Genomic DNA, 16,285 nt, shown 5'->3' on the forward strand with positions numbered 1-16,285 from the left:
AAGATCTTTTGGACATAATAAATACTCCCCCATAAGCAGTCAGATTTATATTTTTTAATCTGTCTACCTATGGGGGAGCATATCACACTCCTTCTGGGCTTCTTCTACTTATAATTTAACTGACTGTTCTTTTCTCCTTTTCTCTCGTTCCCTCTCCATCCTTTTGATGTAAACCTCACCTTCTCGTTCGATAAATTGTTGATCGATCTCTTCATCCTTCTTTGTCGTTTTTATCGTCATATATCCACTATATGCAATCCCAATTGTGACAAGATAAATCCACCACGGAAGTGCTTCCATATTATTCACTCCTCTTCTAGACAAGCCTTTCTATACTCTATGAGAAATCGTATAATCATAGAACTAATTTGCTTGCATGAGTGATGAATTTTGTTTCTTATCAAATAGATAGAACATTCTCGCATATAGTACAGCACTTAAGAGAGTTAAGAGAAACAAAACGATGAATGTCCACTGATATCCAATTAATAACGTAAGTGGGATAAACATAGGAGCCATTGTCCGTCCGATTGTAAAACGTAAACTTGCGGCTGCAAAATACTTTCCTCTCATTTGTTCTGGGGCGAGACGAGATACAAAATCTTGTTGTAATCCAACAACCATTAGTTCTGCAAATGTGAATATTGCCATTGCTCCAATTAGAACCCAAATATGTCCATTTGATCCTAATATTAATATGCCTACACCATATAAAAGGGATGAAACGATAAACACATTCCTATCAGGATATTTTGTCATCCACCTTGTCACAATTACTGTGAAAAGAGCTACAAGTAGCCCGTTCTCTGCAATAATCAATCCAAATGCCCTCTCTCCATCAACTAGAAAAGACCAATCTCGAAAAGACACTAACACTTGATCCTGAAACGTTTCTGTCATATAAACGGCAACTAATACATCCATTTGCATAAAGGTCTGTGCGACAAGTATACCTGCAATAATAAATAGAAAGAAAACCTTGTCGTACATGATAACCTTGTAATCCCTTAACTGTTCTTTCATTGCTTCATGCCAACTTAATTTCAGTTGTTTAGAAGTACTATCTTCTGGCATCGTTTCTCGAATATACTTCATAATCACAAATCCTAACGTAATGTTAACAAGTGCCGCCGTTACGAGAAATTCAAAACGATAATCAAAAAAGAATAAACTTCCTAATATAGGACCTATAACGACTGCAATGTTTAACGCTGTGTAAAATACAGCAAAAACTGTACTTCGATCTTTTTCTTCAACCACATCTGCAACCATCGCTTGACTTGCTGGCCAATATATTGCTCCTGATACACCTATGATCGTAAAACTAATAAACGTTACGATCGGAGATTGATACCACGGAGAATTCGCTAATGCAAATAATGTAAACGCTCCTCCTTGCAAAAATATCGAAAGAAGCATCATGTTCTTTCTCCCATACTTATCCGCACTATAACCTCCTATTAAGTTAGCTATAACACCCGCAACTTGAGAAAGAACGAGTAATACCCCTGCAACACCTTTACCAAATTCATTTGAAAAGTAAATAGCCATGAACGGAAAAAATGCCCAAAAACAAATATTAACTAACGCTTCTCCATATAACCTAATTTTTAAATTTCGATCCCAGTCTCTCCATTTCATTTTCATTTCCTCACTTCAATAAAAAACTTATTAAAAAAAACAAAAAGCTGCCTTCTCAATTAATGAAGACAGCTCCTTAATAAACTATTAGAGTGAATTTTTGTCACTTCTAAAATCATTTACAATTGTTCAAAACCGTTCTTCATTCAAAACTTAATGTATTTTAAGTTTTGAATGAAGAACGGTTGTTCAATTTTATAAAATACATAACATTATTTATGGAATGTAGGTTTGTAAAAGCTCCTTTGATCCATTGCAAAGATTTTTTCTGTAAACTCCCCTGGTTCTACTCGTTCTAATGATCGATCAAGCATGTTCATCTTCGCATCAACGTTATCTATTAAATGAAGGATTTCCGCTTCTTTAATAAGGGGTTTCTTCGGACTACCCCACTCTTCTTTTCCGTGATGACTTAATACCATATGTTGTAAAACTGTTACTTCTTCACTCGATATCTCTAGTTCTTTAGCCGCTTGAGCGATTTCATTCACCATAATCGTTATATGACCAAGTAGCTTACCTTCCATTGTATATACTGTTGAGAGTGGACCTGAAAGCTCAACTACTTTACCTAGATCATGTAAAATTACACCTGCATATAATAGATCCTTATCTAAACTTGGATACAACGAACCAATTGCTTTCGCTAAGTCTAACATTGACACTACATGGTAAGCTAGACCTGAGACAAACTCATGATGATTTTTAGTTGCTGCAGGGTACTTGAAGAAGCTCTCCTGATGTTTTTTTACTAAGAATCTTGTTATACGCTGGATATTTGAGTTTTTCATTTCAAAAATATAACTACTTACTTTCTCGCCCATTTCTTCAATAGAAAGCGGTGCTCTTTCAAGAAAATCAGAAAGATTAACATTATCTTGCTCATTGACTATACGTATATTACGTATTTTCAACTGCATACGTCCGCGATAATTCTGGATATCACCAACAACCCTTACAATTGCTTCAGCACTATATGCCGCCTCATTTTCTGGTGAAGCATCCCATAACTTTGCTTCTATATCCCCACTCTTATCTTGAAAAATCAACGTAAGAAACGGTTTTCCATTACTTGCTGTTCCTTTTGTTGATGATTTAACTAATAGATAACCGTCAAATGTTTCCCCTACACTAAGATATGTAATCCCTTTATCCATTGTTCATCCTCCTTATACAAGGAAATAACGTTTTTTTTAACCATGATAATAAGTACATATAGTATAGCACAGAACTTTCCCACTCTAAGCGTTTATTCTGACATCTAGATGTATACAAAACAATCATTGAGGTTGTACATTCGTTTGTTTTTCTTTCCTTACAATCCAAATCTTTGTCGCAACAAGTCCGAACAACATCACACATGCGCCTAATAAATAAGGGATATGCAAATTAATCTCATAAAGTGTTCCTGCAACGAGTGGTCCGGCAACATTACCTAAACTTAAAAAAGAATTGTTCAGTCCCATAACCATCCCTTGACGTCGACCTGCTAACTTGGAAATAAATGAATTTAATGATGGACGTAAAATGGAGTTTCCGATAAAGAAAGTAGCTGTCGTAATAAGTACAGTTATGAAATTAAAAGCTAGTGTCATAATGACAAAACCAAATGCACTTAGAAGTAAAGAGCCTGTAACAACTCGCTCCTCACCAAACTTACTAATTAACCTTCCAACAACACCACCTTGAATAATTGTCCCAATTAATCCAGTAATCAAAATGATTGTTCCAACTTCAGAAGGATTATAATGATAACGATCCTTCGTATAATATCCAAAAATGGATTGGAAGTTTGCTAAACCAAAACTCATAATAAAAACAAGGACTAATAAGAAACCGACTGGACTCTTCAAAGCATGATACATTTGTATGAATTGATTTGTTTGTTCTTCTGTATTTTCCAGTGCGTCTCTCTTTCTCATTTCTTTCGTATAAGACTCAGGCAATGCAAATACTGACACAGTACCTGCAATTACTGCAACGATACCTGCCAACAGAAATGGTGCCGAAAGTGAAATTTCATCAGCAAGCCATCCTCCAATTCCAGGCCCTACAACAATACCCAACCCCATAGCGGCTCCCATCATTCCCATACCTTGTCCACGCTTTTCTGGTGTTGTGATATCAGACACATATGCCATAGCTGTTGGCATTAGTGCTGAACCAAATGTCCCTGCTAAAATCCTTGAAGCAAATAACATCCATAGGTCAGTTGCAAATGCAAAAATGAATTCTGCTATGGCGAACCCAAATAACCCGAGTGTAATAAGCGGTTTACGGCCAACTTTATCTGATACTCTTCCCCATACTGGTGCGAATAGAAATTGCATAAAAGAAAATACTGCAATAAGCATCCCTAATGTTCGTGCATTAGCACCATACTCTTCTACATAAAACGGAAGGATAGGAATAACCAAACCAATCCCAACCATTATAATAAAAAGGTTTAACATTAAGAGTGTCAAAGGACCTTTCATATGCTTCATCCTTCTCATCCCTCCTGTACATGATTTTCTTTGGAGTAAACATAAATTTTTTTGATTTCCAATGTATATGTATTAAAACAAACAACGTATAACTCATTCTAATACTATCTCTTTACGAGTAAGAACTGCTTTCACTTTCAAATTTTCCATATTAAAATTACACATCGCTAACTTTATTTATTGAATAAAAAGATGCAGCCTTTCGCTGCATCTTTTTATTCAAATAAGAAATTATGTAAAGTAAAACTTACATTAGTTTAAGTTTTTCTTCATCTCCGCCACATACTGTATTATCAATCCAATGCTTTAATATGGGGATCTTCGCACCATCATTCAATGCTGGCTAACCTCTCTATGTAGACCTAAACATCTACAATATAATCCATTATAGCAAAATATTTGTCTCGTCACTAACGAAATCATTAATCTTATGCAATCAAATTAACCTTCACTCAATCAGAAAAACATAAAATACCTGACCTTTTGCGACAAGTATAAGACATAGTGGTGAGAAGATAGCCAATAGATAAACCACTTATCAAATTTTTATATGACCTTAAGCAAATGACATCCAAATGTTAATATTTGCTAATTATTTTATATAAAAAATCTATTTCTTCAAAGAAGCAAAGGGTAATCTACACCAATTCGGAAAAGATACTAGTAGGAGGTGAGCATAATGGCACGTCAAAAGAAAAACCCTAGTAAAACTGGAATTAGTGCAGCAAGTGTTGAAGGTCCAAAGAACCCCGGACAAAACAAACAACTTCGTGATGAGCCGTTTCGTCAATCGTCTAACAATCAACAATTTAAAAGAGATTAATTACTTATTAAAAGATACTTTCATCAGTGGCGGTTTTTCTCCCTCCCCACTGATGATTAGTTAAATCAATCATATAATTACTTCCTCTTGCTCTTCCAATTAAACTTCTTTTAGTCTTAGCATCAGTTAATATATGCTGAAGAAAAACTTCCTTCAATCAGTTAATATTGAGTTAAACTTAAATAATAACTCTCAGTTTAAATTTTTATAACGTTTACATAAGCTATTCGAAGACAGCTACCGCATTTTTATCGCACCATAATATTTTTTGTGTAAATTCTCTGAATCTTCTCGAAAATATAGTATAATAAGCTATATACAGATTTGTTAGCGTGAAGGGAGAATTTGTGATGAAGACTTACTACTTAACTGCCTTTAATAAAAATGGTGAAACATTATTAAATGAATCATTTGAAGCATCAAATGATGATAATGCAAAACATACTGGAGAGCAAAAGCTAACTAGCCAAAACTTGTTAGATAACTCTTATCGATGTGTCTCTCCCAGTGGAAAGCTTATTCTCTTCCATCCATAATTTACAATAAGAAAAGCAGCCTACTCTAGAGCTGCTTTTCTTATTGTATTAACAATTATTCAAATACAATTGTTTTATTTCCATGAACGATAACTCTATCTTGAAGATGCCATTTTACAGCTCTTGCAAGTACCGAACGTTCGATATGACGACCTATTCGTTTTAAATCATCTGCTTTATCCTTATGGTTAACACGTTCAACGTCTTGCTCAATAATCGGACCTTCATCTAAATCATCTGTTACATAATGTGAAGTAGCTCCGATTAACTTTACCCCACGCTCATATGCACGATCATATGGTTTTGCTCCAACAAATGCCGGCAAGAAAGAATGATGAATGTTAATAATTTGATTAGGATGTTTTGAAACAAAATTTGGAGAAAGAATTTGCATATATCGTGCAAGAACAATGAGATCGATCTCTTGTTCTTCTAATAGATCAAGATGACGTTGCTCAACTTCTTGCTTTGTTTCTTTCGTGACTGGTGTATAGTAGTATGGAATCTGCAACGATTCTACCGTATCCCTCATCACCTCATGGTTACTAATGACAAGTGAGATGTCTGCCATAAGTTCACCAGCTTGCCACTCCCATAACAACTCAAGCAAACAATGTTCTTCTTTTGATACAAAGATAGCCATCTTCTTAATATGATAGGCATAGCTAATTCGCCAATCCATTGAAAAGCGCTCAGCAATTTGTGTGAATGCTTCCTCAATTTCTCCTTCACGTGATTCTAAGTTATCAATTTCAAACTCAATCCTTAGAAAGAACATTCCACCTTCTGGGTCTGTTGTATATTGACTCGATTCAACAATATTTGCACCTTGTTCAAATAGAAATGTAGAAACTGATGAAACAATTCCAGGTTGATCGGCACAACCAATTAACAATCGAGCTCGATTTTTATTTTTTTCTTTAAACCATTCAATACGTTTCTGTCTAAACTGACTCATAATTCACGTCCTCCAAAATGTCTTGTTGTATGTGAAATTTTATCGCTTATTATAACATAGAACGTAATTATTTTTCATCTTTCTAAATTTTTTTCTTAAGATTGGTCAAAGCCAACTATTCTCTTTTGGTTGAATCAGTTTCTCTAACAGTTAGACACTTTTGACTATGTAATTTTTTCTATTAGCATTGCAAAGCCACCCATCAAAAGGATAGGTGGCTTTATTTTATTGACCTTTAAATTGTGGCATACGTTTTTCTAAAAATGCTTGAACACCTTCGCGGTGATCTGCTGAATGTCTCATCTTTAACTGACTTATTTTTTCAACTTCTAATACTTGCGCCAACTCATCTTTCATTAAGTTCGCATAAAGCAGCTTCGTTTCAATCATTGCTTTTGTAGGTTTGTATGTCAGTTTCTTAGCTAGATCTAACGCCGCCTCAAGTGCATCGTCAGCAAGGTCATCAACTAAACCTCTTTCTTGTGCTTCTAATGCAGGCATCTTCTTACCTTCCCAAATAAACTGTTTTGCTTGTGTTGCGTTCATACGCTGTTTCAAGAAGAAATGACCCGCTCCATCAGGGACTAAACCAATATCTATGAAGTTCATCGCAAGAATCGCTGAATTAGAAGCAATTACTTTATCTGCAGCTAATGCAAGGCTAAAGCCAAGTCCTGCCGCTGGTCCATTCACCGCACTAATGACAAGCTTCGGTAAATTGAACAATGATAACACGATTCCATTAATTAAGTTCATAACATCGTTATGACCTTCTAAGCCTTCTTTGCTTAACATCATTTTCAAATCTCCACCAGCACTGAATGCGCTTCCATTACCAGTAACAATTAAGACATCGATTGGACTTTCCTTTACTTGTTCGAGAACACTATTTAATTCTTCTAACATGTCCATATTTAGTGCATTTAATGATTTAGGTCGATTTAATGTTAAGATACCAATACGTCCTTCTTCTTTATATAAAACAGTTTGTTCACTCATTAATACTCGCTCCTCTTTATTATTAAATTTATATTTGATTACTGAAAACCATTTCATTATTCATCCCTAATGTAGGAGGAATGTTAGCTTCTTTCAAGTTTGTTTCTAATCGAGTGGCTACATATAATAGTTGTGGATTCACATTATGAATGAGCATTCGCTCAGTACAATATGAAAAAGAGTTTAATTCTCCTGGCTCTAACACAGGAGTTAAACAACAATCATATCGCTTCCCTAACTTAGCCCATTCTTCCATCGTCTTTTCCATGAACAACTTTTTCATATTTTCATAAAATTCTTCATCATCTATCGCTTTTGTAAACTGATAACCCTTCCACTCTATCCGATCTACCGCTTCACAGAAATTATTCCAAAACTTTGGTTCTAGTGCAGCGAGACTTACATAACGCGCATCTTTTGTTTCATAGATTCCATAACAAACAACAGTGCCATCCAACAGAGACATCCCCGTTTTCTTTCCTGTTCGTTTCACGAGCAGCTCATGAATATTCATGAAACCTATCACACTATCTAACAATGCTGCGTCTACATATGCCCCTTTTTCTTCTCTTTCTCGTCGTACAAGTGCAGCAAGAATACCTTCACTTGCAGCAAGACCACCAACTAAGTCAGCAAATGTAAGTGTGGGGTGAATCGGACGACCTTCCTTATCTTTCATCTGTGAAAGCAACCCTGATAGAGCCATATAGTTCAAATCATGACTACCTAAATGTGCTAATGAGCCTTCTTGACCATAACCAGACAATGAACAATAAATAAGTGTTGGATTAATTTTTTTTGCTTGCTCATATCCAACTCCTAACTTCGTCATCACACCTGGACGAAAGCTTTCAACAACTACATCTGCTTCTTTCACCAACTCCTTTATCCGATGTACACCTTCATTCGTTTTAAGGTTTACAGTTATGCTCTTCTTATTACGATTATTCGCATCAAATACAATACCACTCTCTTCTTTAATCCCACTAGCATTTCGAGCTAAATCACCTGTTAATGGTTCAACTTTAACGACTTCTGCACCTAAGTCTGCAAGGCGCATCGTAGCATATGGACCTGGTATATAATGAGAAAAATCTAGCACACGTAATCCTTTCAACAACGATTCCATTCCCCCTCTTCCATTCGCCTATTATTTTATTCCATATAAAAGGTAGAATTCCTGCTTTATTTTTTTGAAAATTCACTTAAATATTATATAAAAATAACACCTCATTGACTACAAGGTGTTATTTTTATAAATTTGTGCTAATCTATTTAATTTTTCATGTGTCGTTTCAATAAATGTTTCGTTGTATGCTTTTGGCTCTTTTGGATTTGCAAAGCGTGTAATTTTTCTTGTAGTCGGATCTACAAACTTACTCGCAGCTCCACATCCTAGTCCTAAGATCGTTTGCTGCTCTTCCATAATTAAAATGTTATATAAGCTCTCTTGCTGTGGCAAAGCATAACCTACATTTTCTAAATTACCGAGAATATTCTTTTGGCGATATAAATAATAAGGTGCATAACCCTTTTCATCTGTCCAATCGGAAGACATTTTCATCATTTCAGTAATCTCATCTCGGTCAGCAACTTTGTATTTTTCCTTATTTTTTGTCATTTCCGATGCTCGTTTGAATGACAAAGTATGCACCGTTAATGATTCAGGCATCAATTTTTCCGTCTCTATCAATGAATTTTCAAATTCCTCTACACCTTCACCTGGTAAACCAATAATTAAATCCATATTAATGTTATTCATGCCCATTTCACGAGCAAGCCAAAACTTTTCAATCGTTTCTTCTACCGTATGATGACGACCGATTGCCTTTAATGTTTCTTGTGTATAGCTTTGTGGATTAATACTGATGCGATCGATATTCCATTTCTTCAATACATTAAGCTTATCAGTTGTAATGGTATCTGGCCTACCTGCCTCTACTGTAACTTCTCGTACATGCTCCATATGTGGAAACGAACGATACATCGTTTCATACAAGCTATCCATCTCAACTGCTGAAATACTCGTTGGTGTTCCACCACCAAAGTAGATCGTTGTAATCTTGATATTGTTTTCTTTTAACCACTTGCCCGTTTCTTCAATTTCATAATGTAAGCCAGCTAAAAATCCATCAACAGAACCTTGTCGTCCATTGATTGCATAGGCAGGAAATGTGCAATACGCACACTTTGTTGGGCAAAATGGGATTCCTATATAGATGCTGATTTCGTTTGATACTTCATATAAATCAGGAATTACTGCAAGCTGTCTATCGACAATTTTTTGCATTAGGTTAATCTTCTCATTCGTAATCAAATAATTGTCTTTCAATTGCCGATGTGCTTGCTCTAGAGGCATATTTTGAAGCATTTGATGAAGAAGCTTTGTTGGTCGAATACCTGTTAATGTGCCCCAAGGCTGAGTTACGTTTGTATACTGTTGGAGTAATTTTAAATAGACAAAGTTCACAACATGCTTTAATCGTTTTCTGTTTTCTTTATCATCTATATCAACATTAATCGGGGCAGGGTATTCACTGTTAAAGTGCTTCTTATCTAACTGACTATCCAACACAGCTGATAAATTCACTTCTTTCTCACCTTGCCAATCAAAGGATACCTTCAAATCTGCTTGTTCATCTTTATCAAAAACTAAAATTGGTTCCTCAAAGAATAATTTTGTTACTGCCTCTATATTTCGCTCGAATATTTCATTCAAGCCTTTAATCAATATCTTCATATTAGTCACCTACTTTTCCACGCTCAATATCTTTTACAGTGTAATGGATAAGAAAACAAGTCGTCAATATTAGAAAGGTCAAGTAACTATATCTATTAAAAAAAGCAATGACTGTCGTTTTGTTTTGACAGTCATTGCTTTTTTTAGTTTTTGCAAATTACATTAAGTACTTCAATGTTTATTTAATATCGATAAGTTTATTTTCACGATTTACGATCTCATATTTTCCTTCACTTGTTTTACGTTCATTTGCTTTCGAAAATGTTCCTTTACCATATAAGCTAACCCATTTTGGTCGTTACTTCTTGTTACCCAATCTGCCACCATTTTGACTTCTGTTGAAGCATTACCCATTGCTACTCCTAAGCCAACATTAGAAATCATTGGTATATCATCAATCCCATCACCTATCACAACCATCTCATCCAATGATATACCAAGCTGTTCACCAAGTACTTGTAAACCATTTAATTTTGAGACATTTAGAGTAGTAATTTCTAACTTATTTGCATTCACAACATTAGTTGAAAATTCAGGAAACCTTTCAGTTAATAAATGTGCAACCTCTTTCATTTCCTCTGGTTCAGTGAAATGAACGTCTATTTTAGGTGTTGAAACAGGGTGATCACGAAGATTATCACTTAATGAGTCAACAAATTGTATTGGATAAAATAACGGGTCACCTGTTCCGAGCACAGTTTTGGCAATTAAGTTATTCTTTCTTTTTATCTGATTTCCAATCGAGTACCTTTCATTCAATAATCGGATGTGACAATTAAAACTTTCGAGTACTTGTACGACATTAAATGTCTGTTCTTCCTCAATATGTCTTGCAAATACAAGGTTATCTAGAGAAGATCCAACAATCGCACCACTATGTGTAATTAACAAAGAATCAAGTTTTAATGCCTTTGCAACTTTTTTAGCTGATGAAAAATTCCGACTCGTTACGAGTGTCACATATACATCTTTATTTTTTACAAATTCAATTGCTTCTTTCGATACGCGTAATAAGCGGCCATTGGACCTTAATAAAGTGCCATCAATATTTATAGCTAATAGCCGATATATCATATAATCCTCTCCTTATTGAAATACTTAGGTGTGCTTTACTTCAAACTTATGTAAAGGATGAATTAAATAGAACCAAGCTTTCAGAAGAAGAGTATAATAAAGTTTAGCTGCAAATATTGCGGAAGAACGGTTATCTTCTATTTATACTTAGTGTACTATTTTAATGAATTTATTAGTGATAATTAACATGTAATAAAAGGTGCTTATTACAAACCCCAAAATAACTCGTAATAATTACATACCTTTTTGAGAGGATATGAACGTATTGATGCAAAAACCCATATTCGTATCTTTCATTGTTTTATTTTCTATCTATAGCTTGTATAAAATTTTTGTAGAAAATGACGAGTCAGTGATAGTATTGCTTCCTCTTTTATTACTTTACATATTTATAAAAGAAACCTGAGATAAGTTATTAAATTTAATTATCAAAAAACCCCTACATCAGTAGGGGTTGATTGGTTTTATGCTTCTTCTGGTGCACCATATAGTTCTTCAAGTGGTTTCATAATGATTTTATTTAATTCATTTACAACTAAACTCATGCGTTGTTCAACTTCCATTAACTTCGAAATTTTCTCATGCTGTTGAACAAGTTCCACAACTTGTTGTGCCTTTAGCACTTCTTCCTCTGTAATTTCTTCACCTTGCATTTGTTTGCGTTGAAGATCAAGTTGAATATTACGGAAGTTTTCGAACATTGTTCTTGCTGATTCATCTTCGTTCACTTCTGCGTAAACTGCTTTTAATTCTTGAAAATCATCACTTTCACGAACTGCTTTTTCTAACTCATATGCTGCATCATAAACATTTGCCATTAATAATCCCTCCACATATTATTTCTTTGCTTATTAGCACTTATTATAAAACAATTGCAAAAAACACTACAATTTTTTATCTATGAAAGAGCTTCACTTACACACTATATCAAATGAATAGTAACTTTTCAGTACAATTTCAATATTTATCGAACCAGGAGAACAATGAAACCTTGAACGATACCAATAATGCCTCCTAATAACGCACCTAGATAAGTTATCATCTTAAATTCACGTTTTGAAATAGATAGAACCATTTCCTCCAAACGTTCTACTGAGAAAGACTCAACCTGTTCTTTAACGATGTCTTCCAAATGTAGACGCTCCATCATTTGTTCTATTCTGTCAGCAACAAACTCTCCTGTCATTTCGACAAGCTTTGGCACAATTACTTCTAAAATATGTTGTTCATAGTTATGAAGAAATGAATAGACAGGTTTATTTAACCATTCTTGAATAGGTAAGTGCTTTTTAATTTGATTATTTAGAAAATCAATCACATTCTCTTTCCCTATCACTTCTTCAACCTTTGAAATTGGCCAAGTTTGTACCTTCTCCCATTCTTTCTTCAATAGGCTTTCTAATGTGCCCTTTGTTGTATCATGGCTTAAGAATTTTACAACTTCTGGCTGGACTTTCCGAACGAGCGTTTCATTATCTACAAACATTGAAATCATATTGCCTAGTTTCCCTTGATTTTGCAAGAATGCTTCCATCATTTCGCGAAGCTTCTCATAACCCTCATCACTCTCAAAATAAGTTAATCCTTTATTAAGAATATACTCTGTAACGTGTGGTATTTTCCCCTCTGCTTTCTTGAGTAACTGTTCTGGCATTACGTTAGAGATCGTTTTACTTCTTAATTCACCCAAAGTCCTCTCGTAACTTTCTTCCACAAACAACTCAAGCTTTCCTTCAATTTTCTCAGAAACTTTCTTTACACCAAAGCTTTCTATCCATTCTTTAATTGTTTTTTCTTTTCTCATAAAGCGAAGCACTTCATTTTGTGCCCAATCTACCATACCCATCATGAATGCCTTATCAGAGAATTTACGTCGAATACTTTCTGGTGTTAACAAATGCTCAACAACCATTCGACCAAGTTGCACAGCTAGTTCTTCTCTGCGTTTTGGAATCAACCCAGGAGTAAAAGGTAAACGCTTTTTCCCTATATAGATTGGCTTATATGGGCGAAAAAGCATTTTAATTGCCAATGAATTTGTAAACCCACCAATAACTGCACCAATTATTGCCATAAATGCGATTAACGCAAAAAACTCCATCGTCATCTACCTTCCATTTGAATGTATATCATTCTAATGATACCAGTATTTGTTGATAGAGTCATCTTCTATACAATTATGTACAATTTCACTTCCACTCATAACAAAAAATATTCCGTAACAGCTTATGAGAGAATATGAAATTTATGTTAAGTTATATATAGGTTATTAAGGTCAAACTCTAGAGAATATAGGAGGCACAACAAATTGATTTCACATTTTCAATATAAAGAACGTAATAAGGATTTAGCAGGTTGGAGCTTCTCATTTTTTTATAAAAAAACGCGTTATAGTGGACTATATCATCGTAACGGTGAAGTTGAATGGTATGAACCCGCGCCTGAGAATGATAAGAAAGAATATCTGCAATCACACCTTCACGAATTAATGTTATTTCACGTATATGAAGAAAAGTAATTTTTACTATTCATAATAACGACTTACCGACCTCAAACTAATAGCTGAGGAGGGATAATCATGGATAAAGAACGAAATGATCTTGAGTATGAAGGACGACGTGAGGCATTTCTCGATTACGACCGCATGCTTAATGAAGGATTAGCTGGAGGAATGGTCGTTAATCGTTATCCTTTAGCACAAATTGAAGAATCATCTGATCTCCCACTTCATGAAGATCCTCCAGCAAAATGTTAACTTAAAGCAAAAAATAAAACAAACCATCAATAGGAGTATTCATTCATCTCCAATTGATGGTTTGTTTTACCAATAAACTTAACGTAGCTCAATTTCATATTAAGAAGTGACTTGTGTTATCTAGCGACTCTTCACAATCATTTGAACAGCTTCTTTAATAACATCATCTGCACTTTCGCCTTTTTCTGTTTGTGCACGAATACATGCCTCAAGATTCTTTGCAACAACATAACCAATTGTCCGATCAACCGCAGAGCGAGCTGCTGATAATTGCGTAATGACATCTTTACAGTCTTTCTCTTCTTCCATCATTCTTAATACACCACGAATTTGTCCTTCAATTCTCTTTAGACGATTCTTCATATCTCGAGGATATTCCAATTCTCTTCACCTCTTTAGAATAATCTTATTTCTGTAATAAATAAGGTCTTTTACTTTATATTATATAAGAAATAGACAAGCATCTTTATTATGGTAATGAGCTTCCAGATCCTTGGGAAGAAGGTTGTTCTTCTTATCAGATAAATAGTTGAACTCAAACTGTTTGAACCTGATATTAGACTTCTGTAATTGCTTGACTTTCTTATCATTAAAACTAATCATATATGCCCTATACCGTATATGGATTATACCGTATTATTCGCTACTTTCACACAAAATCTGTCTGAAATTATTATACATTGCAAACCAAACTCGTTCATTAATTAAATCTTCTTAACGTTTTTCTTGTCTTAAAGGAAAATTCTTATTGATAGACATGTAATTATAAATAGAGGTTATTGATTAATCATCTTACTAAGAAATTGTCTCGTTCTTGCTTCCTTAGGAGCAGTAAACATGACTTCAGGATGTGCATCTTCAACTACATAACCGTCTGCCATGAACACAACTCGATCAGCTACATCACGTGCAAAAGCCATTTCATGGGTAACAATAATCATCGTTTGTCCCTCAGAAGCAAGGTCTTTTATTACTGACAAAACTTCACCTATCAATTCTGGGTCCAAAGCAGATGTTGGTTCATCAAATAAAAGAACTTCAGGCTTCATCATTAACATTCTTGCAATAGCAGCACGTTGCTTCTGACCTCCAGATAACTCGTCTGGATACTGATCACGCTGTGAGGTTAAACCAACCTTCTCAAGCAACCTCTCTGCTTCTTCAATCAATTGTGTCTTATTACGCTTTTGTACTACAAGTGGGGCTTCAATTAAGTTCTCTATAACCGTTTTATGTGGAAACAAATGAAAGTGTTGAAATACCATGCCCGAATATTGACGAATTGCTTCCTTATCTTTCTTACTTGCTGCTCTATTCGAAAATGTTAATGAAACATCACCAACTGTGATCTTACCCTTCGTTGGGTCTTCCAACAAATTCAAACACCTCAATAAAGTTGTCTTACCTGAGCCTGATGGACCGATTAAGCATACAACTTCACCTTTACCAACATTAAAATCAATTGAGCGCAACACTTCGTTATCACCGAACTTCTTACTTAACCCTTCAATTGATATCATTTATATCCCAACCTTTCACGATTGCACATAACGATTGTGACGTTTTTCAAGATAATCTTGAGCAATAGTGATAACTGTACAAATTCCCCAGTATATAAGTGCAACTAAAATGTACATAGTCAAACTCTCATATGTTTGTCCTGCAATCACCTTTGCTCGATAGAATAGATCAGGAACAGTAATGACCATCGTAAGTGATGTACCTTTGATAATATCCATAAAAATACTAGATAATGGAGGTAATGCAATTCGAACAGCTTGTGGCAAAATAATTCGACGCATCGTTTGCCAATAAGACATTCTTAATGTCTCAGCTGCTTCCCATTGTCCTTTTGGCACTGATAGAATAGATGAACGAATGACCTCAGCTGCATATGCTGCAAAATGAATACTAATTCCGATGATCGCAGCAGTAATTGGCTCAAGTTCAATCCCAACCATAGGTAAACCAAAATATAAAATGAATAACAACACTAATAACGGAGTTCCTCGCATGAAAGAAATATAAATTCTTGCTGGCCATGAAAGAAGAGGCATTTTTGATAACCTTGCTAAAGCGATAAAAAGTCCTAATATAAGTGCAATAAACATACTAACAATTGATATAAGTATTGTATACCAAGCACCTTGTAAAATATATGGAAGTGACTCTAAAACTAATTCGATATTAAACAGATACTCAAATTTAAAATCCGACATCTCTTTCACCTCATTCCTATTCAATTATGCTCCCTAGAGTATTTGGATGTTTAA

18 protein-coding genes are annotated in these 16,285 nt (G+C 34.8%); 4 read left to right on the forward strand and 14 right to left on the reverse strand.

What is annotated here, in order from left to right; translation table 11 throughout:
• Window positions 1-108 precede the first annotated feature (108 nt).
• From BFG57_RS08220 to BFG57_RS08235, 4 genes are all read right to left on the reverse strand, one after another.
• Window positions 109-300 (reverse strand): sporulation YhaL family protein, encoded by a 192-nt coding sequence (locus BFG57_RS08220; protein WP_069717007.1) that lies wholly within the window; start codon window positions 298-300, stop codon window positions 109-111.
• Between the two features lie 63 nt (window positions 301-363).
• Window positions 364-1,641: an MDR family MFS transporter gene (locus BFG57_RS08225; RefSeq protein WP_069717008.1), complete on the reverse strand. Its 1,278-nt coding sequence runs from the start codon at window positions 1,639-1,641 to the stop codon at window positions 364-366.
• Window positions 1,642-1,853: 212 nt separating this feature from the next.
• Entirely contained in the window at window positions 1,854-2,798 is a 945-nt protein-coding gene (gene yhaM, locus BFG57_RS08230) for a 3'-5' exoribonuclease YhaM (protein ID WP_069717009.1), read from the reverse strand.
• Between the two features lie 123 nt (window positions 2,799-2,921).
• A complete protein-coding gene (locus tag BFG57_RS08235; RefSeq protein ID WP_069717010.1) occupies window positions 2,922-4,127 on the reverse strand; it encodes an MFS transporter in 1,206 nt (401 codons plus the stop codon).
• Window positions 4,128-4,806: 679 nt separating this feature from the next.
• On the opposite strand from BFG57_RS08235, the gene BFG57_RS18580 reads away from it, so the two are divergent.
• Both BFG57_RS18580 and BFG57_RS08240 read left to right on the forward strand, forming a co-directional pair.
• Window positions 4,807-4,950, forward strand: coding sequence for a YuzL family protein (locus BFG57_RS18580; protein ID WP_139125090.1), 144 nt, complete (start codon window positions 4,807-4,809; stop codon window positions 4,948-4,950).
• A 350-nt stretch (window positions 4,951-5,300) separates the two neighbouring features.
• The gene (locus tag BFG57_RS08240) at window positions 5,301-5,486 is read left to right on the forward strand and encodes a YhzD family protein (RefSeq protein WP_069717011.1); all 186 of its coding nucleotides are present in this window, start codon (window positions 5,301-5,303) and stop codon (window positions 5,484-5,486) included.
• A gap of 55 nt (window positions 5,487-5,541) precedes the next feature.
• Here BFG57_RS08240 and purU read toward each other — a convergent pair whose 3' ends face one another.
• The 7 genes from purU to BFG57_RS08275 all read right to left on the reverse strand — a co-directional run bounded on the left by purU (window position 5,542) and on the right by BFG57_RS08275 (window position 13,358).
• Window positions 5,542-6,444, reverse strand: a complete 903-nt coding sequence (gene purU / locus BFG57_RS08245; protein ID WP_069717012.1) for a formyltetrahydrofolate deformylase — start codon at window positions 6,442-6,444, stop codon at window positions 5,542-5,544.
• A gap of 225 nt (window positions 6,445-6,669) precedes the next feature.
• Window positions 6,670-7,443 (reverse strand): enoyl-CoA hydratase, encoded by a 774-nt coding sequence (locus BFG57_RS08250; protein WP_069717048.1) that lies wholly within the window; start codon window positions 7,441-7,443, stop codon window positions 6,670-6,672.
• Window positions 7,444-7,471: 28 nt separating this feature from the next.
• The gene (locus tag BFG57_RS08255; protein ID WP_069717013.1) at window positions 7,472-8,563 is read right to left on the reverse strand and encodes a CaiB/BaiF CoA transferase family protein; all 1,092 of its coding nucleotides are present in this window, start codon (window positions 8,561-8,563) and stop codon (window positions 7,472-7,474) included.
• A gap of 117 nt (window positions 8,564-8,680) precedes the next feature.
• Window positions 8,681-10,183: a coproporphyrinogen III oxidase gene (locus tag BFG57_RS08260; protein WP_069717014.1), complete on the reverse strand. Its 1,503-nt coding sequence runs from the start codon at window positions 10,181-10,183 to the stop codon at window positions 8,681-8,683.
• Window positions 10,184-10,393: 210 nt separating this feature from the next.
• Entirely contained in the window at window positions 10,394-11,257 is an 864-nt protein-coding gene (locus BFG57_RS08265) for a Cof-type HAD-IIB family hydrolase (RefSeq protein WP_069717015.1), read from the reverse strand.
• Between the two features lie 464 nt (window positions 11,258-11,721).
• On the reverse strand, window positions 11,722-12,075 hold the full coding sequence (locus BFG57_RS08270) for a YlbF/YmcA family competence regulator (protein ID WP_069717016.1): 354 nt from the start codon (window positions 12,073-12,075) through the stop codon (window positions 11,722-11,724).
• 146 nt (window positions 12,076-12,221) lie between these two features.
• On the reverse strand, window positions 12,222-13,358 hold the full coding sequence (locus BFG57_RS08275; RefSeq protein ID WP_069717017.1) for a DUF445 domain-containing protein: 1,137 nt from the start codon (window positions 13,356-13,358) through the stop codon (window positions 12,222-12,224).
• A gap of 207 nt (window positions 13,359-13,565) precedes the next feature.
• Here BFG57_RS08275 and BFG57_RS08280 point away from each other — a divergent pair, with 207 nt between their 5' ends.
• Together BFG57_RS08280 and BFG57_RS18340 are read left to right on the forward strand one after the other, a co-directional pair.
• A complete protein-coding gene (locus BFG57_RS08280; RefSeq protein ID WP_069717018.1) occupies window positions 13,566-13,775 on the forward strand; it encodes a DUF5342 family protein in 210 nt (69 codons plus the stop codon).
• A 60-nt stretch (window positions 13,776-13,835) separates the two neighbouring features.
• Window positions 13,836-14,012, forward strand: coding sequence for a hypothetical protein (locus BFG57_RS18340; RefSeq protein ID WP_175428302.1), 177 nt, complete (start codon window positions 13,836-13,838; stop codon window positions 14,010-14,012).
• A 120-nt stretch (window positions 14,013-14,132) separates the two neighbouring features.
• Here BFG57_RS18340 and BFG57_RS08285 read toward each other — a convergent pair whose 3' ends face one another.
• The 3 genes from BFG57_RS08285 to BFG57_RS08295 form a co-directional block, all read right to left on the reverse strand.
• Window positions 14,133-14,393, reverse strand: coding sequence for a metal-sensitive transcriptional regulator (locus BFG57_RS08285; RefSeq protein WP_069717019.1), 261 nt, complete (start codon window positions 14,391-14,393; stop codon window positions 14,133-14,135).
• Window positions 14,394-14,788: 395 nt separating this feature from the next.
• A complete protein-coding gene (locus BFG57_RS08290) occupies window positions 14,789-15,532 on the reverse strand; it encodes an amino acid ABC transporter ATP-binding protein (RefSeq protein ID WP_069717020.1) in 744 nt (247 codons plus the stop codon).
• A gap of 15 nt (window positions 15,533-15,547) precedes the next feature.
• Window positions 15,548-16,231 carry an amino acid ABC transporter permease gene (locus tag BFG57_RS08295; RefSeq protein ID WP_069717021.1) on the reverse strand — a complete coding sequence of 228 codons (684 nt, stop codon included), beginning with the start codon at window positions 16,229-16,231 and terminating at the stop codon, window positions 15,548-15,550.
• Window positions 16,232-16,285 lie beyond the last annotated feature (54 nt).

The organism is Bacillus solimangrovi (genome assembly GCF_001742425.1).
Classification (GTDB): domain Bacteria; phylum Bacillota; class Bacilli; order Bacillales; family Bacillaceae_N; genus Bacillus_AV; species Bacillus_AV solimangrovi.